Here is an 18,730-nt window from a genome sequence, read left to right on the forward strand (position 1 = left end):
TGTGGAAAAAACGAAAGAGGTCCTAACGATACTCGAGTGTTTACAGGAAATAGATAATCGACTTACCAGGCTTGAAGAAAGCAAAGAATTAGACGTTATACACTTGTTGAAAGTACACGCTAGTAAAAGAAAAGGAGAACGAAAATGAAGTTTATTTATAACGAGAAAGCATTCACGATGATTGAAATGATGATAGTTTTACTTATTATTACTGTCCTTTTGTTAATTGCTATCCCTAACATGGTAACGAATAACAATGTAGCCCAAACGAAGGGGTGTGACGCAACGATTCAATTGCTCGAGGCGCAAGCAGCAGCTTATCAAGTTGAATTTAATGAATGGCCGGCGTCGCTTGATGATTTAGTGACTGAAAACTATGTGGATCGAATTGAATGTCCGGATAATACACCATTAGAACTCGTCGATGGTAAGGTGAAGAAGGAGGAAGAGTGAAACAGATAGTGAAAGCGGAGAGCGGTCATACCTTAAGTGAAATGGTCGTTGTATTAATGGTGATCACTGTGACGCTTGGAATCCCCATTTTATCTTATCATTCCATTCACACAAAACAGGTATACCGTCATTTCATTGAGTTGGTTTCGGAAGATCTTCGCTTTGCTCAACAATATGCTTACGCGAACAGCAAAGGAGTGTTGATTCAAGTTGCAGGGGATCATTATTATGTGAAGCCTGAAGGGATAGGAGAGGATCCCTTGATAACACGGAAAATCCCTGCCAATTTGTCAATTGAGCGCTCAACGGTCCATTTAAGTGAGATCTTCTTTAACACGAGAGGGAATATTAGAAAGCCTGGAACATTCTATATGATCACTCCAGCAGGAAGGTATCGTTTTGTTTTCCTTGTTGGCAGGGGGAGATTTTATGTGGAGGAAACTTGAAAAAGGAATGACGTTAATAGAGGTTGTGACGGCACTAAGTATTTTACTGATTATTTTTTCCCTGCTCCTGCCTATTTTTCAGAAAGTAGTTCAAGAAAAGCAATCCATTACACAAGAGAGAAAAGCGTTATATTTAGTAGAAAAGACAGCTCTCCACATTTGGAAAAAGGGAAAAAATACGTCCTTGCCTGCCAAAGAATTAAAAGGTTACACATCAACTTCCAAGAAGAAAGGAGAGGGATTCGAAACATGTATCGTCTGGGAGGGAACGAATGAAAGAGAATATGAAAAATGTTTATATGTTATTCCGAAAACAGAAGGGAATGACTCTCATTGAGACGCTCGTTGCTTTCAGTATTTTTACCATTTGTGTATCTGTCGTCATTTTTTTTATTCCCCTTTTCACTCCTCCCTCTGACCCCGTACGGCAAGACATCCACATGTTTTTTCAACAAATCAAAGATGATATGGACTACGCTCGGCGGTTAAATGATAACAATAATCGACTAACGATACAGACAGAAACAACCGAAATACAATACCGTCGTTCCGGAGAAAATATTATTAGAACAAAGGACGGAAGAGGATACGAAATAACACTTCAGAATATCAACCATTTTAACGTTTCCTCTACCGATTATGGCGCGGATATTCAAGTAACTGATTTGCATGGAGTTATTTGGAAAACATCCCTTGGATATCGGCCATCTATGACAGGGAGGGAGAACATATGGGTCAGAGGGGAGCCATAATGCCTGTCATTCTAATGATCTGTTTTTTAATAACGAGTATTCTCCTTTTTCAACTTCATGTGTACTTGAATAGTAAGCAAAATGTGCGGCAGGAAGAAAATGTCTTAGCACTGGAATGGTTATTGCGTAATGGAGAGACGAAGTGGTTGGAGTCCACGAAACATGGATTCAGGGATCACTCGTTTTCTTTTCCTGATGGAAAGGTTGATGTAAAAGTGACGCTGCTCCACCAAAACGAATCGTATCAAATCGAATTTAAAGCGGTTAACAAAGAAGGCAAGGTGAGGAAACATCGAGTGTATGCGGGGAATATTGAAGAAATAGAGAATGAAACAGAGGAAAAGAGGGAAAAGTAGAAACAAAAGTTAATGAGGAAGAGTGGTATCATGAAACCTCATCCATTTGTTAAGTTTATAACAGAGGAGATTGTAGGAGCCATTGACCAAAAAAATGACAGATCAAAAAAAACCAAGTCAACCACAACGAAAGAAGGGTTTTGGTCAAAATGGTTTGGGATGGTTCCTTATTCTGTCAAAATGAGCTGGAAACAAAGAAGACGGATGCTAAAAAAATAGTTAGGCCACATTGTGATGGTTTAGTAGCAAGGGTTGACGTTTAGAATAGATTTCTTATAATGAATTTAGAGCAAAAAAAGCAACGTTTTCAGGAATAAGACAAGGCGCCGTTTCCCCTAATGGCTCCCCTTGTTTTTCCTGGCATTTGCGTGTATATTTTAGAGTGAAGAGGAGGGAAATGATATGGATCGCATGTTTCGTATGATTGGATTCTGGACAGCGGTGTTCGCGGTTTTATTCTTTGTGGGTGACATGTTCAGCATGGCCGTACTGTTTTTTGCCCAAACTGCTTTATTTGTAGGGCTTGGGTTTATGAAGCTGACAGAGCGTATGTATCTTTATATCTTCGGTGCATATTTAGCAGTATTCTTTGTTGGTTTCAGCTATTATACTACATTCTTTATGAACCCTACATTTTCTTAATGCATTTATTTACATATGCATGTATAAAAAAAGAGCGGCAGCCGCTCTTTTTTTCATAAGGCAAGAAAGTATAGGATGACGGATTGTCCCTGCAAAGCCTTCGGTTGGAATCTGCCATAACCTGCGCGGTGACGACAAGACTCCCTTAGCCACTAGAAGCCGTGAAGAAACGGGTTGCTGTCCATCTCATTTCCGATGGTAGTCGTTGGACCATGACCACAAGCGACTACAGTATCCTCTGGAAGTTGAAGGAGCTTCTCGTGAATGGAGTTTAATAGTAACTGATGGTCTCCACCGGGCAAGTCGGTCCGGCCGATGCCGCCAAAGAATAAAGCGTCACCGGAGAACACAGTGCTGCTTTCTTGGTGGTAAAAGGAAATACTTCCTGGAGAGTGTCCTGGTGTCTCATACATAGTAAATTGAAAAGAACCGACGGATAGTACGGTCTCCCCGCTCAACAAATGATTCGCTTTATCGATTGTAATGGATGATCCGCCAAGAAAGCGCGCGGAACCGTTTTTCTCAGGATCTCCGAGCCAGTCTTCTTCATTCTTATGGAGATACACATCGACATTGTATGTACGTTTTATATCATCTACAGCCCCTATATGATCAAAGTGGGCATGGGTGAGAAGAATGGCGACAGGTGTGATCTCATTGTCTTGCAGCCAACGTTCCAATACACCTGCATCCCCGCCTGGATCAAAGATGACGGCCTCACGTTGGTGGTTGTATAAAACGTAACAATTTGTTTGCAACGGACCTAAAGGTATCTGTTCCCAATTCATGAAAGAAGTCCTCCTATTTATAATTATAATTAAATTCATGGGGCGCTTCTATTATAACAGGGGAGCAGGATGAGTTAAAATTGATAGTGCATAAACAGACGAAAAAGGGTATAATATAAACGAAATAAATTTATTTTGTTAAATAACATATGAAAAAAAGTGAGATTACATAAAAAGGAGGGAAGCATTCCATGGCTATTGGTATAATGTTTCTCGTAGCTACTATCCTGTGCGCGTTTGCCGTAGTACGTGAAGTAAAACGGAGAAACTTCTTCGCAGTAGGCTTTGCGGGAATTTCTGTTATCGTTTTTGGTTTTTTCTCCATTATGACGATTTTTATCAGTGGAGCTCCAGAAGTGTAAATACTGTTGGGCAAAAGACAACGAGGTTTTTCTTCCTTGAGAGAAACCTCGTTTTTGTATGCCGTTATAACGCCGTGTCTTTTAAATAAAATAGCCCACAATTAATAATCTGTACGCCTATGTTAGGCTTGTACCTTGCTTCTATTGCTGCTTTCTCCTGCTCATATTCCTCTTCACTTTGGCTGGAATTCTCATAATACACCTCGAGGACGTGTAACTCTTCTGCCATCCGTTGATAAGCCAGGTCTGCCCACTCTGACGGTTCTTTTGCGATATGACCCTCTACATGCTTTTTGATTCGCAATAGGCCGCTTTTTAATTGAATTAATGACTTCATAGGAAACGTTCTTTCTGATATGACAGGATGGAGCGTTTTGGAACGAAGATGTTCCATCATGTCCTCGACGATTTGTCCATGAATTAATTGAAGCCCAAACGAAAGCAGTACGTCTTTTTGTTGATGAGATAAATAGGACACTTTGATATTTACTACGAGCCAGGGGTATAAAGGGACTGGCTGATGCGTCTTGCCCAGTTCTGGTTGTTCGTACAGCCAAGCTGTTTTGCCCTTTGATTTTGCCGATTGGAACAACTGATGGAGGCGGGGAGATCCAAAATGAAGGGGTTCTCCTTGTTCTTTCGGCCCTTTCATTCCGTCCGTGTACAAAGTTAGCTGTAATGGTTGAGGTTGTTGATTCAGCTTTTTAATATATTGCCAGTAGAAAGGTCGATTCATCAGCTCTTGGTCCAATTCTTCTGTCAGTTGAATTTGGAGTTTTCGATTATCCTCAAATAATATATCGGCTCCGTATATTCGAAAATAATCTTTAACAAAGGAATGGATTGCCTTTTGTTCCATCATGCACCTCCCGTGCTTATTGGATTAGTTCAGAAAGGTGATGGAGTTTTACTTCCACTTCTCTTCTAGAATCCGAAGTATCCAAAGCATCTGCAATATACCCTTCAATCGATGAGTAAGCGGTGGAAGCAAGAATGGTATCGAGCTCTCCAATCACATTTTCAAATAAAGTAATTTTTTCATATAAGAGCGCGAGGATATGTTCATCGACAGTGCCTGCCACCCCAAAGTTATATACTTCCACGTCTTTCGTTTGCCCGAGTCGGTGTAAGCGACCAATCCGTTGCTCAAGTCTCATTGGATTCCACGGCAAATCATAATTGATAATAGTACTGCTAAATTGTAAGTTAATACCTTCACCGGCAGCTTCCGTCGCGATCATCACCTTCGCCCTGCTTTTAAATAGATCTTGCATCCACTCTTTTTTACTGCGTTTAAAACCCCCTCGGAAGGGGACAGAAATGATGCCATGCTGTTGGAAATACCATTGTAAGTATAATTGAGTAGCGCGGTACTCAGTAAATAACACTACTTTATCTTCTGTATTTTGGATAATCTCTAATGCTTTTTGTGCTTTACTGTTTGTCTGAATATGTTGAAGCGTCTGCAAGAGCTTCTCATATTCTTCTTTCGCTATTTCTTTTTTATTGTATAAGTTTTTTAACGTTAAGTAGGCAGCTTCTTTGCTGCTGCATGCTTCTCTTAATAGAGTGAGACCGGTAAATCCATGAATTCCAGAGGCTTTCGAAGCTTTTAACTCCTCGAGCTGATTATAGAACGCTTGCTCCTCATCAGTAAATCGGACATACGTGGAGTGAACATTCCTGTTCGTCCATGTGAGACCCGTTTCCTCTCTTTTGTTACGTACCATAATTTGCTGAATGACATGCTTTACTGCTTCTTCTCCTTTATCTTTAAACAGTGACTGAAACTCTTTCATACTCCCTAAAAGGCCCGGCTTTAACAAGTTGATAAGATGATAAAGTTCGGATGGATGGTTTTGAACAGGAGTCGCTGTAAGCATAAGACAAAACTTTTTTTTGAGTGATCTTGCAAACTCATAGTTCTTTGTTTTGGAGTTTTTTAATTTATGCGCTTCATCGAATATAATCATGTCATATTCCCGGTCGAAAACGAGATCTCGATGGGGTGGACGTTTTGCTGTATCAATTGATGCCACGACAATGTCGGATTGCTTCCAGACATATGTTTTTTTCTGTGCAACTGCAGGAATGTAAAACTTTTCATTCAGTTCTTTCGCCCATTGTCCAGTAAGAGAAGCGGGGACAAGAATTAATGCTGATTTTACTAGCCCGCGAACCATGTATTCTTTTAATATTAAACCGGCTTCGATTGTTTTTCCTAGCCCTACTTCATCTGCTAAAATGGCTTTTCCATCCATTTCTTCGATTACTCTTTTTGCTGTTTTTTCTTGATGGGGAAATAATTCTAAATGAGGGAGATGTTTTTCGCACATCAATCCTTCAAAAGAAGGAGAAGACATCCAGTGTTCTGCATCATAGGCAAGAAAAAATTGATCCCAAGAGGCAGTGGTATTCAAGTCATCGCATATCGTATCCCACTCTTGCTCAAATGTTATGTTCAATGTCATCTGGTGTCCCTCCAAACGATTGTCTTTCACGCCAGAGCATGCTAATATAATAATGTGTTAGTTTCTTATTAGTATGGTTCAAAAAGTAATATGGCATACATAACATAGAATAATTGAATATGGGCGGAAGATGACAAAGGGAGAGATCGTTTACGAACGACGCCGAAGGAGCAAGCTGTACTCGCAGTGAATCTCTCAGGCAAAAAGACTTTTGTCGGACGCACCTCTGGAGAGAGCTCTTATTGAGAGCCACCCACGAAGACATTCTTCCTGGCAGTATCATTTCTTGAGCAGGAGAAGAAACTTTCTGGTTGCAGGACAGAGAAACCTTTTCGGTAAGAAGGGGTTTCTCTGTTTTTTTGTATTGTAAGGAAAGTATAAAATTTCGCAGAAGGCAACACGTCCTGTGCAAGTCGGGCACCTTACGCTTTTCAGTAATGCAAAAAAAGGAGTTGAAATTCTTTGAGTAGTTTGAAACGAACGTCTATTTATCCTCTTTATGAAGAGTATGGCGGGAAACTTGTCGAATTTGGAGGATGGGAAATGCCTGTCCAGTTTGAGGGGATAAAAAAAGAGCACCAAGCTGTCCGCGAGAAGGCAGGGCTTTTTGATGTATCTCATATGGGAGAGGCTGAAGTTACAGGAGATGAAGCATTTTCCTTTCTTCAATACATTGTCACGAATGATTTAACCAGGCTTGAGCCCGGTAAAGCGATGTATACCATGATGTGTAATGAGCAAGGTGGTGTCATCGATGATTTGCTCATTTATCAATTGAAGGACAATCATTACTTGTTAATTTTGAACGCGTCCAATACAGAAAAAGACATTCAGTGGTTGAAAGAGCACGCATTCTCACAGGTCACCATCACTGATAAATCGTCTCAGTACGGGCTTCTTGCATTGCAAGGACCGTCCGCTGAACGAATCTTGTCTCGGCTGACGAACACCGATTTATCCAGTATCGGATTCTTTCGGTTTGAAAACAATGTGTCGATTGATGGCGCGTCGGCCCTTGTTTCCCGTACAGGATATACTGGAGAAGACGGTTTTGAAATCTATTGCGATATGAAAGAGGCACCTTCTCTATGGAAGCGGTTGTTAGAAGAAGGAGAAAAAGACGGACTGATCCCTTGTGGACTCGGTGCACGGGATACGTTGCGTTTTGAAGCGAGACTTCCATTGTACGGTCAGGAAATTGACGAAACAATTAGTCCGTTAGAAGCCGGATTAGGTTTCGCTGTGAAAGTAAAGAAAGATTGTGACTTTATTGGTAAGCAGGCGTTAACGAAAGAAAAGGAAGCAGGTCCTAAACGGAAATTATGCGGGATTGAAATGATAGATAAAGGAATACCGCGAACAGGCTATGACGTTCTGAACAAAGAAGGGGAAGTCATTGGAGTGATAACTTCAGGTACCCAGTCACCTACGTTGCGGAAAAACGTAGGATTAGCACTAGTAAAAACTCCTTATGCAGAGCAGGACACTGATCTTTATGTGAAAGTTCGCAAAAAGACGTTACATGCGGTCGTTGTACCTACACCATTTTACAAAAAAGGATAGAGAGGGATGAAGTTATGGATTTTCGCTATTTACCAATGACACCGGAAGACAAAAAAGAAATGATGGAATCCATCGGCATCCAAGAAATAGAGGAATTATTTTCAGATATACCTGAAAGTATCCAATTTAAGGGGGAAATGAACATAGCCCCTCCTGCCTCGGAACACGATCTTATGAAAGAGCTGCAAACATTAAGCAGCCGGAACATGAATGTCAAAGATTATCCTTCCTTTTTAGGAGCAGGAGTGTACGATCATTACATTCCGTCTGTCGTTGACCATGTGCTGCGTCGTTCTGAATTTTATACAGCATACACTCCCTATCAAGCGGAAATATCGCAAGGTGAGCTGCAAGCAATCTTTGAATTTCAGTCTATGATTTGTGAATTGACGAATATGGAAGTAGCTAATTCTTCTATGTATGATGGTCTCACCGCCTTGGCGGAAGCGGCTGTCCTTGCCGCCAGCGAAAGCAGAATGAAAAAGAAAAAAATCCTCGTTTCAGAAGGGCTTCATCCCGAAGGATTTGAAGTGTTAGAGACATATACGGACGGTCTCGGCTTAGTAGTCGAACGAATACCGCTTCAAGAAGGAAAAACAGATCTTGAGCATTTAAAACAAGAGATTGATGATGACACGGCGGCTGTAATTTTGCAGTATCCGAACTTTGTCGGCTCCATTGAAGACTTAAAAGAAGCCGAAGCTATTATTCATGAACATAAAGCTTTGTTTATCGTATCGAGCAATCCACTCGCATTGGGCATTTTAGCCCCGCCAGGAAACTTCGGTGCTGACATTGTCGTTGGAGATTGCCAAGTATTTGGTATCCCGGCACAAATGGGAGGTCCGCACTGTGGCTATTTTGCTGTCTCCAAAAAATTAATGAGAAAAATACCTGGCCGTCTCGTTGGCCAGACAAGAGATAAAGAAGGCACTCGTGGTTTTGTATTAACATTGCAGACGAGAGAACAGCATATTCGCCGTGATAAAGCGACATCGAATATATGTTCCAATCAGGCGCTCAATGCACTTGCTGCTTCAGTTACAATGAGTGCGCTTGGCAAAAAAGGCATCCGCACCATGGCATCTGCCAATGTAAAAAAAGCACACCTCTTGAAAGAGAAATGCAAAAAGGCTGGACTTACTATTGTCCATGAGCAGCCGGTTTTCAATGAATTTGTCATTGACATGAAACAACCTGTCAGAGAAGTGAATCAAAAGTTATATCAACAAGGGATTATTGGTGGCTATGACTTGGCGATGTCAGACCATACAAAAGAGGGTCACATGCTAGTTTGCGTAACCGAACTGCGCACAGAAGAGGAAATGGATCACTTCGTGAAGACATTGGAGGGACTCGTATGATACAAAACAAAGAACAGCCGCTCATATTCGAAAGGAGTCGTCCTGGCCGTGTCGGTCATGGTCTTGGAGATATCGATCATACCAATGAAAAGGTAGAGGATATACTACCTGCCGATTATATACGAGAAGAAGAACCAGAGCTTCCTGAAGTTTCAGAGTTACAGTTAATTAGACACTATACCTCTCTTTCTACGAGAAATTACGGGGTAGACTCCGGCTTTTATCCTCTTGGTTCTTGTACGATGAAATATAACCCTAAGATGAATGAAGATGTTGCACGCATGCCCGGTTTCGCTCATGTCCATCCTTACCAGCCTGAAGAGCAAGTGCAAGGTGCTTTAGAAGTGATGTATCATCTGCAGCAGTCACTTGCAGAAATTACAGGGATGGATGAAGTCACGCTGCAACCGGCAGCAGGAGCGCAAGGGGAATGGACGGGTTTGATGATGATACGCGCTTTTCACGAAGCGAACGGAGAAAAAGGGCGTGATAAAGTTATTGTGCCCGATTCCGCCCACGGAACAAACCCTGCCTCTGCGGCAGTTGCCGGCTTTACACCGGTCACTGTAAAAACAGATGAGAGAGGACTTGTCGATCTCGATCATTTGCGAGAATTAGCAGGTAGTGATACAGCAGCATTAATGTTGACAAACCCTAATACGTTGGGACTTTTTGAAGAAGATATTGTTGAAATGGCAGCCATTATTCATGAAGCGGGCGGGAGATTATATTATGATGGAGCCAACTCAAATGCGATTTTAGGCATTAGCAGGCCAGGAGATATGGGCTTTGATGTTGTTCATTTAAACCTGCATAAAACTTTTACCGGCCCTCATGGCGGTGGTGGTCCAGGAAGCGGACCGGTCGGTGTTAAAAAAGAGCTTATTCCATTCTTGCCAAAGCCTGTGCTGCAAAAAACAGAAAAAGGATTCACTTGGGATAGTGAACGTCCACAATCCATTGGAAGGGTAAAACCGTATTATGGAAATTTCGGGATCAACTTACGGGCGTATACGTATATACGAACAATGGGTGCAGAAGGGTTAAGAAAAGTATCCGAATATGCCGTGTTGAATGCTAACTATTTGATGAGACGTCTCGAGCCTTATTTTGATCTTCCGTACAACCGACATTGCAAACATGAATTTGTTTTATCTGGTAAGCGTCAGAAAAAGCTAGGGGTAAAAACGCTGGATATGGCGAAACGTCTCCTGGATTATGGCTATCATCCACCGACTATTTATTTTCCAATTAATATAGAAGAATGTATGATGATGGAACCAACGGAAACAGAAACAAAAGAAACATTGGACGAATTTGCAGATGCTATGATTCAAATTGCGCAAGAAGTGGAAGAAAACCCAGAGATTGTTCAAGAAGCCCCACACCACACCGTAGTAAAAAGGTTAGATGAGGCACTGGCAGCTAGAAAGCCAGTTCTGAAATATGGGGACAGCAATCAGGATTAGAATGAAGAATCTCATCCTTTCTTCATTCCAAAACCAATATCAAGCAGCGGATTTCCGAATGATCGGATCGTCCGCTGCTTTTTTATGTATTATCATACCTCTCCTCACCGCTTTTTTCCAGACTGTATGAATCAAGTTTCATGAAAGGTAGAGAGCGCTTGATAAACGACATCATTCAAAATGTAGAAAATAGACGGATACGAAGGGATTAGCATATAGATAAGACATAGGGAACGAACAAAGACTTTCCTTACCGGATTCATGAAAGGAATAATGATGGGGTCTATGGCTCCCATGATTGGACTTTGCGGTGGTGAAAACAACGAGAATGACATTTGCTATGACGGGAGCAATGGCAGTGGTTGTGGCACAATCCACGAATAGGCCTGCATCTGAAAGGATGACAGAAAGAACGGCAGTGACAATGACGATGATAATGATCACAAGTGTTACGTTTTTTTCTATTTTTCTTTTTTGCCACTTTGATCACCCCCTTATTCTGGATTCATACTATAGTATGAAAGCGGGGGAGCTAACGCATGTGCGGCTTACCTTGTGACAATAATGGAATGTTGGAAGAGGGATACGGGTGGACTCGATACTTTTCATTGGCACGAACAAGTCAGGAGCGAGTTGGGAAGCAATAAAAGCAGCAAAAGAGTTACAATTTCGCACTATCGTAGTAACTGATAAAGAAAAGCTTGCAGCTCAAAGAGAGGAATTTGCTGAAATAGATGAAATAAAATGGATGGATCTGAGTCGGCTAGATGAAATGAAAAAGTATATAAACGAGTTAAAAAAAGATAATTACAAAATAAAAGGGATACTTAGTTTCATTGATCCCTATGTATCCACAGCAGCGAAGCTTTCAGAAGAATATGGGATCTCTGCTTTTTCAACGAAAGCGATAGAAGAAATGGAAGATAAAATTCAAACAAAAGAGAGGTTGAAGTATTCTTCTATAATTTCACCCTACGACGTCATTTCAGGAAACACAAAGGTGAGTTCCCTGGTTGACAAAATAAACCAATCTTTCCCGGTTATAGTGAAACCATCCCGGTCGACAGGATCAAAAGGTGTTTTCCGGGTGGACAACAAAACAGATTTGAAAAAGAAGATAACATATTTACAAAAGAAAGAACCTCGTCTTCCGGTAATAGTAGAGCCTTATTTAGAGGGAGTACAATATGTAGTAGAGGTCATCGTTAAGAAAAAGCAGCCATACATTTTAGCCGTTATTCATCAAGAGATACGTGATAACGACCCATTTATTGTAACTGGCTATACGACCCTTCCTGAGAGACATAAGGACCCAGCCATTAAGGAAGTAGTATGGTCTGTAGTGAATATGTTTCAAATGGAAAATGGAACGTTTCACATTGAAATGAGACATGTTAACAACGAATGGAAGCTGATAGAAGTGAATCCGAGGATATCTGGCGGGGCCATGAATCGTATAATTTATCATTATTCTGGCGTGAATCCTGCTCTCGAAACATTAAAACTTTATTTGGGCCAAGACATAGATGTGGCAAAGAAACGCGAATCATTCATCCACACTTATTACGTAACGGTTCAAACAGCAGGATCTGTATTAAAAGTGACAGGGAAGGAAGCGGCATTAGAAAGTGAGGGGGTGAGAGAGGTATATATTAAACCGAGGAAAGGAATGACCATTCGCTATCCTTCCTCTATGGGACATCGTTATGCTTACGTGATGGCAGCGGGAAATAACATCGAGCAAGCGAAAGAGAATGCAATAGTAGCAGCAAAAAAAATTAAGTTTCATATCGTCCCCCTGTAACCAACTAAAGAAGTTTGGGATGTGGCGTGAAGAATGGATATGACAGTGGAGGCGGGATCCTGTTGAGATTCCATGAAGCACGGTTCAAATGTGTAGGTTTTATGAAAAAAAGTGAGGTATTTTTCATGAAATTAGGTATGTGTCATAACGCCCTCCGCTTATCGGTAATATAATACAATAAGCAAGAGGAGACGGGGAGGGGAGGTAAATGAAAAAAGCAATTATTCTGAAGAGTGAAGAGGAATCGTGTGTTCAAGAAGTGCTGGAAGATTTGGTTGCATCTCAAAAAGAATTTAAAAACTTTCTCCACAGCAAATATTACCGCCATATGCTTCTTGACCACACCGGTGAAGGGTTGGTTCCTTTCATTCTGTATCAGAAGAAAGGTAACCAAGAAGTCTCCGAATTTGTCGCCATGGAAAAACGAGACTGGTTCACGACACCTTTTTTAGCCGTGAAAGAGATAAGAAAAGAAAGCCATTGTGCAACGGTCATTTTGCTTCGTCCGTTGGATATAGACGGGTATGAAACGACGGACCTAAAAGAATTATTTCGTTTAGAAAAAACTTCTTTCTGTCTTGAAGTAGACCTTTCGTGTTTCTGCGCGATCCAATGCCTGGATCCCCGACTGATGAACAGAAAGCTGCCGATAATAGAACCTAAATGGTAAATATGAGAAACCAGCAGTCCGTTTTTGCTGGTTACATAAAGTGGAGCTAAAAACCGGCTAACGATGCGGCATAGTGAAGCGGCGCCGTTGATAAATATGAGTAGTTTTTTTCGCTGATGGATTGAAAGCCTTGGAAAGAAGGTTTTGTATTCACTTCTATAAACCATACATTTTTGTCGGTGTCACAAGCAAAATCAAGTCCAATTTCTGCAAAGTGCTCATTTGTTTTGTCTAAAACTTGGCAAAAGGCATAAGCTGCTTTTTTAACATTTTCTTTAATTATAGGGTAAAAAGGTTCGCCGAAAGAGAAAGTTACTGCTTCTTTTATAGTTAGACCCGTTCCCCCTCGTGAAATATTGGTAATGAACTGGTTTTTCTTCGCAAGTCTGCATTCAATACCATGGCATTCCCACTGTTTTTTCCGGTTCCTTTGCATCACCACACGAATATCCCACGGCGTACCGTGAATGTTGGCTAACTTGATATAAGGCTGTGCAATATACGTGTTGTGAATAATATGTTCTCTCCTTAGAAGTTCCCATAATTGGAGATCTGTCACACGCATGGCTTCTGAGTCTTTTTTTCTCCTGTAGTCTAGTAAATAAAAAGAGTCTTTGGAAATGCGCTTTATGATAAGGATCCCGCGTGCTTGTGATGAATTTGCAGGTTTCAGAATGACGTCCCTATGTTTCGAAACAAACTTTTTGATATTTGTCATGCTTGTGATTTTCACCGTTTCTGGCAAGTATTTTTCAAACATTGGCTCTTTCCGCAGCAACTGGTATGTTTCCCATTTTGTAAGCCTGACAGAATTAAAAATATTTCCATCCACTATTGTATGAAGTTGGTTTACAAAGAAGTGGTTTTTTCGAAAAGTTCTACGATAAACGGCAGATGGGAGAGGGAATTTTCCAGGGAGCCATGTCTTTTCGTTCGGTGAATAATATAGCCCATATATACATTCCTTTTCTAAGTGGAGGGGCTGATCTTTAAACGCGATAATCAATCCGCCAATTTGACTGTATGCTGTAAGTCGATTTGTAAAGCGATTCATGAGTTGGGGATGTAGAAAATCTTGTTGCTCTCCTAGTAATAGACCTATTACCGGGCCAATGATCCATTGTTCTTTTTTGAAACGTAGCTGATAAGGAATATCTTTAATAATGAGCAGTTGATTTAGCAATGATTGGGTCATATAAACAATCGTAGGGTGGTTGAACGAATGGGTCTTCTGACTGAAATCCTCCATTGTTTTTACAGTGATTTCGGCCGTTCGTTTGCCAAAGGTGAGGTGAATCGTGGAAGGAATAACATCAATCAGCATAGAAGGAATGTAGAGCGCATGGCCGTCTTGTTGGGAAGTTTTTATTTTAATCCATACCATTGATTTCCTCCTTCGCCTCTAAAGCACGGTGATACAAATAATATAAGTAATGAATACTATTCGTGACATACCTATTCCATGATTGTCGATGCACTTTTCTTAAGAAGGTTTTATTTTCCCAGCCTTTTACGTAAAACAAATAAATCTTTCCATGGGGATCCATGATAAAGTCGATCGTGAGACTGCCTAAGCCTGAAATATAATAATTTAAATATTTACTAGTATTTGTACTTACTTCAGAAAGAAGATCGATTATATCTTTTCGTTTTTCTGGGTATTGCTTTGTTAGCACCCAGGAAAGCTGTTCTTGAAAAGGGGGATACTTTGCTGTAGAATTCTTTTAATTCGTTCGCCTCCTTTTCCAATAAATCTTTTATCTTTTGGTTGTTTTCATGGAGAGAGAGAATTTTTTCGTATACATCTTTGTCCATGATACCCCTCCCTTCTGAACGTGAACTTGTTTCCTATTAGTCATATGAAAGCTGGGAGCAAGGTGTGCACGGCTAAAGGGGAGGTTTGACACAAAAGTAGGGAGAGGCGGTACGTACATTTCCACCATTACATAAAAACGAGGGAGAGTTTATGAGAAAATTACGACTAACGGCAGACGATGATAGGGTCCAGGTCTTATGTCAAAATGACGAGAAGCTCTGTTCATTGATTCATGTCATTGGTGACTATTCCATCGAGCTTCAAGAGAATTATTTTGAGACGATCATTGAAAAAATGATCGGTCAGCTTTTATCTGTGCAAGCCGCCGATGCTATTAGAAAAAGAGTACGAGACCTTTGTCCTGATATGACTCCGGCTTCGTTATCACTCACACAGGATCGTGATTTGCGGGCAGCTGGGTTATCGACATCTAAAATTAGTTATATAAGGGATTTTATTGACAAAGTGAACAATGGCAATCTTTGTTTAGAAAGGTTGCCACACCAAAGCGATGAAGAAGTGATGAGAGAATTAATGCAAGTGAAAGGAATTGGAGTATGGACAGCCCAGATGTTTTTGATTTTTTCGCTAGGCCGGTTAAACATACTGCCAGCTGCTGATATCGGGCTGCAACGAGGAATCCGCTGGTTATATCAACAAAAAGCAGAGAACATCGATTTCGAATTCATCTATAAAAAATGGTCACCATATTGTACTATCGCCACCTTGTACATGTGGGAACTGGTAAACAGAAAGTATGAAAAACAATATAGTGATATGGAAGAACTCGTGAAATTTCCATAAAAAAAGCTTATGTATGACAGAATACTCTTTTCATACATAAGCTTTCGCTTGTCTACCTTCAAAGGTTATTATTTTCATCAAGCATGGTTTGAACGGTGACAAATGTATATTCTTCTCTACGCAGCTGATCGATCATCTCAGGTAAAGCCTCTAAGGAACCTTCTAGCGTGTTTTCATCCGTGGATGGGAAATCATGCTGTAAGACAATGCCTCCAGGTGAAATATTATTTTCAACCGTAGTAATAATTTCTTCAGCTGTTTTTCCTGACCAATCTTTTGTATCTACCGACCAAGTTACTATTCGAAGGCCCATATTATGAAGAAGCCATGCATCCGACTTTGTAATTGCTCCATAAGGAGGCCGGAAAATATCAGGCTTGCGGCCTGTAGTTTTTTCTATAATATCTTGCGTAGAAGACACTTCCTTGATGACATCCGCAGTCATTTTATCAGGTAAGGAAGGGTGGGTTTTCGTATGATTGCCGATGCCGTGTCCTTCCTTTACGATTCGCTTCAACAATTGAGGATGCGATTCCACGTGGTCACCCATCACAAAAAATGTAGCTTTTGCATTTTTTTCTTCCAAAATATCAAGGATTTTGGATGTGTTGCTTTCGCTCGGTCCGTCGTCGAACGTTAAAGCGACTAGTTTCTTTTTATCGGAACCTTTATTCACAATATTAGGTGCGTCTTGTGAATGGGTAGTTACATAAGTGCGTAGACGTTTCTGGTCATAACGGACGTCCATTTCGAATTTTTTAGCAACATCCAGAAATGGAACGAAAATCTGGTCAAAGGCTTCTACTGTCTTGGTAGAAAGCGCGAAACGTTCCCAATTGTTTTTCTTGGAGATGAATTCATCAGAGTAATTTTTTCCGATGGGTAAAGATAAGGCATGTGTTTTGTTTCTAATAAAAATGGAGTGATATTTTTCACTTCGGTCCACTTTCACTCCGGCGTTTTTGAAGAATACAGCAGGTACAAGTAAATGGCCGTCTTGAATAAGGTAGGTGGTATCAATCGGTTTGTTATCAACATAAATAGGAGCTTCCTCTGGCTGAGATTCCTGTGCGTTTGTCAAGAATGGAGAGATCAACGTAAAACAAATAAAGAGAGGTATCATATAAAATAGCTTTCGTTGAAAAAAGTAGCTCGTCCTTGTGATGTTCATGGTATTTTATTCACCCTCACATACAGAAATATAGGTGATAGTAGTTTGTCCCAAATGGACGTTATTCATGAACAGGACTTTAGTGTCTGTTCCCTTTCATACAATTTCGTTGCTACTAAAAGTAAAAAAAGGCTGTCAAAAAGCCATTTTTATGACTTTTTGATACAGCCTCTCTTCCTTCGTAACATTTTTATTTTTTTATTTTTCCCGACCATTTTCGAAAGCCTTTTTTTAGATGATAAATGTCTTCCGTGTTACGGTGTTTTTTTATAAGGCGCGCAGCTTGACGGCTTCTAGCTCCCGACTGGCAGTATAAATAAACGGGCTGGTCGTTTCTAATTTCATTGGATCTCTGTTTTAATTGAGTTAAGGGAATATTTCTCGCTCCTAAAATGTGGCCTCCATTAAATTCGCGCGGCTCTCTCACATCAATAAGTTGAGCTTTTCGATATCCTTTCTTAAATTCTTCTTGGTCCAATTCTGTTAAAAACTTAGGGCTAACAAAGCGGCGTACAATCATAAACACGATAATGGCCAGAACGATACCCCACAAAATCCACGTAAGCATGCTTGTTCTCTCCTTTTCTCTCTGTCTATTTCTTATATGGAACGAAGCAGTATGAAAGCTTTGTCCTATTTTGTTATGCAATGGCGAGGGATGCCTCTAGAACATATTATAATGGTCGTTATTGTCGTAAACAAGAAACTTTTGTTTTTCTTAAAGGTTTGATAGACTATTTTTTGCAGTGAATAAAATATGGAGAGTCAGGTGAAATGCATGGGAAAGGAATCATGGTATTTTATAGACTCAGGAAATAAAGCCCCTTCATACAATATGGCGCTCGATGAAAAGTTATTGGAGTGGCACAGTAAAGGGAAAATCCCACCTGTTGTTAGATTCTATGGCTGGGACCCTGCTACATTATCCATCGGCTATTTTCAAAAAGTACATAAAGAAATTGATATGGATGCCGTAAAAAAGCATGGCTTCGGATTCGTGAGAAGGCCAACAGGAGGACGTGGCGTTCTTCATGATAAAGAGTTAACATACAGTGTCATTGTTTCCGAGGACCACCCCAATATGCCGGCTACAGTAACAGAAGCATACCGGGTCATTTCGGAAGGGATATTACAAGGATTTCGTTACTTAGGGTTACAAGCAGACTTTTCGATACCTAGGACGAAAGAAGAAGAACAGGCATTAAAAAGCCCGCGTTCTGCTGTTTGTTTTGATGCACCTTCTTGGTATGAATTGGTAGTAGAAGGTAGAAAGATAGCCGGGAGTGCACAAACCCGTCAAAAGGGAGTAATCCTCCAGCATGGCTCCATTATTTTGGATATCGATGAGGATGCATTGTTTGATTTATTCCGTTATCCGAGTGAACGTGTACGAAAACGGATGCAAGATCGTTTTAAAAATAAAGCTGTGGCCATCAATGAACTAATGGACCAATCTGTGACGCTCGCAGACGTTTCTGAAGCATTTCATAAAGGGTTTGCAACAGGGTTAAACGTAACAGCTGAGTCATTTGAGCTGGATGAAGAACAAGAGAAGGAAGTATGGGACTTGGCTAAGTCGAAATATGAATCGGATGAGTGGAATTTTCGTAGATAGTAGTAGAAATAACGGACGGTGTATAAAGTGATAGGGACGAACCAGCTGTGTGCAGATAACATAGCTGGTTCGTTATTGGGTTTCTAGCTACCGATGTTTATGGCTGTCTGGTTAGCGTATCATGTTTGACTCGCTTTTCTTAAAAGATAGGAGAGTATAACATTCACGGAGTGATGTCTAGCTC

General features: G+C 40.7%; 23 protein-coding genes and 2 riboswitches. Of the genes, 16 read left to right on the plus strand and 7 right to left on the minus strand.

Annotated elements, in window-relative coordinates:
* Position 1 precedes the first annotated feature (1 nt).
* The 8 genes from BM095_RS16440 (at position 2) to BM095_RS01030 (ending at position 2,649) form a co-directional block, all read left to right on the plus strand.
* Positions 2-148 carry a hypothetical protein gene (locus tag BM095_RS16440; protein WP_177194641.1) on the plus strand — a complete coding sequence of 49 codons (147 nt, stop codon included), beginning with the start codon at positions 2-4 and terminating at the stop codon, positions 146-148.
* A complete protein-coding gene (gene comGC / locus BM095_RS01000) occupies positions 145-453 on the plus strand; it encodes a competence type IV pilus major pilin ComGC (protein ID WP_091656216.1) in 309 nt (102 codons plus the stop codon). Before BM095_RS16440 ends, comGC begins: the two co-directional genes overlap by 4 nt.
* The gene (gene comGD, locus BM095_RS01005) at positions 450-899 is read left to right on the plus strand and encodes a competence type IV pilus minor pilin ComGD (protein WP_091656218.1); all 450 of its coding nucleotides are present in this window, start codon (positions 450-452) and stop codon (positions 897-899) included. The genes comGC and comGD overlap by 4 nt, the downstream gene beginning before the upstream one ends.
* Positions 883-1,236: a prepilin-type N-terminal cleavage/methylation domain-containing protein gene (locus BM095_RS01010; protein ID WP_091656220.1), complete on the plus strand. Its 354-nt coding sequence runs from the start codon at positions 883-885 to the stop codon at positions 1,234-1,236. Before comGD ends, BM095_RS01010 begins: the two co-directional genes overlap by 17 nt.
* Positions 1,172-1,651, plus strand: coding sequence for a competence type IV pilus minor pilin ComGF (locus BM095_RS01015; RefSeq protein ID WP_091657793.1), 480 nt, complete (start codon positions 1,172-1,174; stop codon positions 1,649-1,651). The genes BM095_RS01010 and BM095_RS01015 overlap by 65 nt, the downstream gene beginning before the upstream one ends.
* Positions 1,630-2,007, plus strand: a complete 378-nt coding sequence (locus tag BM095_RS01020) for a hypothetical protein (RefSeq protein ID WP_143083160.1) — start codon at positions 1,630-1,632, stop codon at positions 2,005-2,007. The genes BM095_RS01015 and BM095_RS01020 overlap by 22 nt, the downstream gene beginning before the upstream one ends.
* A gap of 30 nt (positions 2,008-2,037) precedes the next feature.
* Positions 2,038-2,226 carry a YqzE family protein gene (locus tag BM095_RS01025; RefSeq protein WP_091656223.1) on the plus strand — a complete coding sequence of 63 codons (189 nt, stop codon included), beginning with the start codon at positions 2,038-2,040 and terminating at the stop codon, positions 2,224-2,226.
* A 183-nt stretch (positions 2,227-2,409) separates the two neighbouring features.
* Positions 2,410-2,649, plus strand: coding sequence for a DUF2626 domain-containing protein (locus BM095_RS01030; protein WP_091656225.1), 240 nt, complete (start codon positions 2,410-2,412; stop codon positions 2,647-2,649).
* A 152-nt stretch (positions 2,650-2,801) separates the two neighbouring features.
* Here BM095_RS01030 and BM095_RS01035 read toward each other — a convergent pair whose 3' ends face one another.
* Positions 2,802-3,437, minus strand: a complete 636-nt coding sequence (locus BM095_RS01035; protein WP_091656226.1) for an MBL fold metallo-hydrolase — start codon at positions 3,435-3,437, stop codon at positions 2,802-2,804.
* A 191-nt stretch (positions 3,438-3,628) separates the two neighbouring features.
* Here BM095_RS01035 and BM095_RS01040 point away from each other — a divergent pair, with 191 nt between their 5' ends.
* Positions 3,629-3,799, plus strand: a complete 171-nt coding sequence (locus BM095_RS01040; protein WP_091656228.1) for a DUF2759 domain-containing protein — start codon at positions 3,629-3,631, stop codon at positions 3,797-3,799.
* 64 nt (positions 3,800-3,863) lie between these two features.
* On the opposite strand, the gene BM095_RS01045 is transcribed toward BM095_RS01040, so the two are convergent.
* Positions 3,864-4,658 (minus strand): YqhG family protein, encoded by a 795-nt coding sequence (locus tag BM095_RS01045; RefSeq protein WP_177194642.1) that lies wholly within the window; start codon positions 4,656-4,658, stop codon positions 3,864-3,866.
* A 16-nt stretch (positions 4,659-4,674) separates the two neighbouring features.
* Entirely contained in the window at positions 4,675-6,270 is a 1,596-nt protein-coding gene (locus BM095_RS01050; RefSeq protein ID WP_091656231.1) for a DEAD/DEAH box helicase, read from the minus strand.
* A 127-nt stretch (positions 6,271-6,397) separates the two neighbouring features.
* A riboswitch (glycine riboswitch) is annotated at positions 6,398-6,491 on the plus strand.
* 3 nt (positions 6,492-6,494) lie between these two features.
* Positions 6,495-6,594, plus strand: a riboswitch (glycine riboswitch).
* Between the two features lie 138 nt (positions 6,595-6,732).
* Here BM095_RS01050 and gcvT point away from each other — a divergent pair.
* The 5 genes from gcvT (at position 6,733) to BM095_RS01080 (ending at position 13,140) form a co-directional block, all read left to right on the plus strand.
* Complete coding sequence (gene gcvT / locus BM095_RS01055; RefSeq protein ID WP_091656232.1) at positions 6,733-7,833, plus strand: glycine cleavage system aminomethyltransferase GcvT; 1,101 nt, start codon at positions 6,733-6,735, stop codon at positions 7,831-7,833.
* A 14-nt stretch (positions 7,834-7,847) separates the two neighbouring features.
* Positions 7,848-9,197 (plus strand): aminomethyl-transferring glycine dehydrogenase subunit GcvPA, encoded by a 1,350-nt coding sequence (gene gcvPA / locus BM095_RS01060; protein ID WP_091656234.1) that lies wholly within the window; start codon positions 7,848-7,850, stop codon positions 9,195-9,197.
* Complete coding sequence (gene gcvPB, locus BM095_RS01065; protein ID WP_091656236.1) at positions 9,194-10,666, plus strand: aminomethyl-transferring glycine dehydrogenase subunit GcvPB; 1,473 nt, start codon at positions 9,194-9,196, stop codon at positions 10,664-10,666. Before gcvPA ends, gcvPB begins: the two co-directional genes overlap by 4 nt.
* Positions 10,667-11,255: 589 nt before the next feature.
* Positions 11,256-12,470 (plus strand): ATP-grasp domain-containing protein, encoded by a 1,215-nt coding sequence (locus tag BM095_RS01075; RefSeq protein ID WP_091656240.1) that lies wholly within the window; start codon positions 11,256-11,258, stop codon positions 12,468-12,470.
* 208 nt (positions 12,471-12,678) lie between these two features.
* On the plus strand, positions 12,679-13,140 hold the full coding sequence (locus BM095_RS01080) for a CotY/CotZ family spore coat protein (RefSeq protein WP_091656241.1): 462 nt from the start codon (positions 12,679-12,681) through the stop codon (positions 13,138-13,140).
* Between the two features lie 46 nt (positions 13,141-13,186).
* Here the strand turns inward: BM095_RS01080 and BM095_RS01085 are convergent, their stop codons facing one another.
* Positions 13,187-14,524: a YheC/YheD family endospore coat-associated protein gene (locus BM095_RS01085; RefSeq protein ID WP_091656243.1), complete on the minus strand. Its 1,338-nt coding sequence runs from the start codon at positions 14,522-14,524 to the stop codon at positions 13,187-13,189.
* Complete coding sequence (locus tag BM095_RS16305) at positions 14,511-14,816, minus strand: YheC/YheD family protein (RefSeq protein WP_143083162.1); 306 nt, start codon at positions 14,814-14,816, stop codon at positions 14,511-14,513. The genes BM095_RS01085 and BM095_RS16305 overlap by 14 nt, the downstream gene beginning before the upstream one ends.
* 290 nt (positions 14,817-15,106) lie before the next feature.
* Between BM095_RS16305 and BM095_RS01095 the strand changes: the two genes are divergently transcribed.
* Positions 15,107-15,760, plus strand: coding sequence for a DNA-3-methyladenine glycosylase family protein (locus BM095_RS01095; RefSeq protein ID WP_091656247.1), 654 nt, complete (start codon positions 15,107-15,109; stop codon positions 15,758-15,760).
* A gap of 58 nt (positions 15,761-15,818) precedes the next feature.
* On the opposite strand, the gene BM095_RS01100 is transcribed toward BM095_RS01095, so the two are convergent.
* Both BM095_RS01100 and BM095_RS01105 read right to left on the minus strand, forming a co-directional pair.
* Positions 15,819-16,931 (minus strand): polysaccharide deacetylase family protein, encoded by a 1,113-nt coding sequence (locus tag BM095_RS01100; RefSeq protein ID WP_091656249.1) that lies wholly within the window; start codon positions 16,929-16,931, stop codon positions 15,819-15,821.
* 190 nt (positions 16,932-17,121) lie between these two features.
* A complete protein-coding gene (locus BM095_RS01105; RefSeq protein WP_091656251.1) occupies positions 17,122-17,499 on the minus strand; it encodes a rhodanese-like domain-containing protein in 378 nt (125 codons plus the stop codon).
* 210 nt (positions 17,500-17,709) lie between these two features.
* Between BM095_RS01105 and BM095_RS01110 the strand changes: the two genes are divergently transcribed.
* Positions 17,710-18,546 (plus strand): lipoate--protein ligase family protein, encoded by an 837-nt coding sequence (locus BM095_RS01110; protein ID WP_091656254.1) that lies wholly within the window; start codon positions 17,710-17,712, stop codon positions 18,544-18,546.
* The last annotated feature ends 184 nt before the right edge of the window (positions 18,547-18,730 follow it).

The organism is Alteribacillus iranensis (assembly GCF_900113025.1).
GTDB lineage: Bacteria > Bacillota > Bacilli > Bacillales > Marinococcaceae > Alteribacillus_A > Alteribacillus_A iranensis.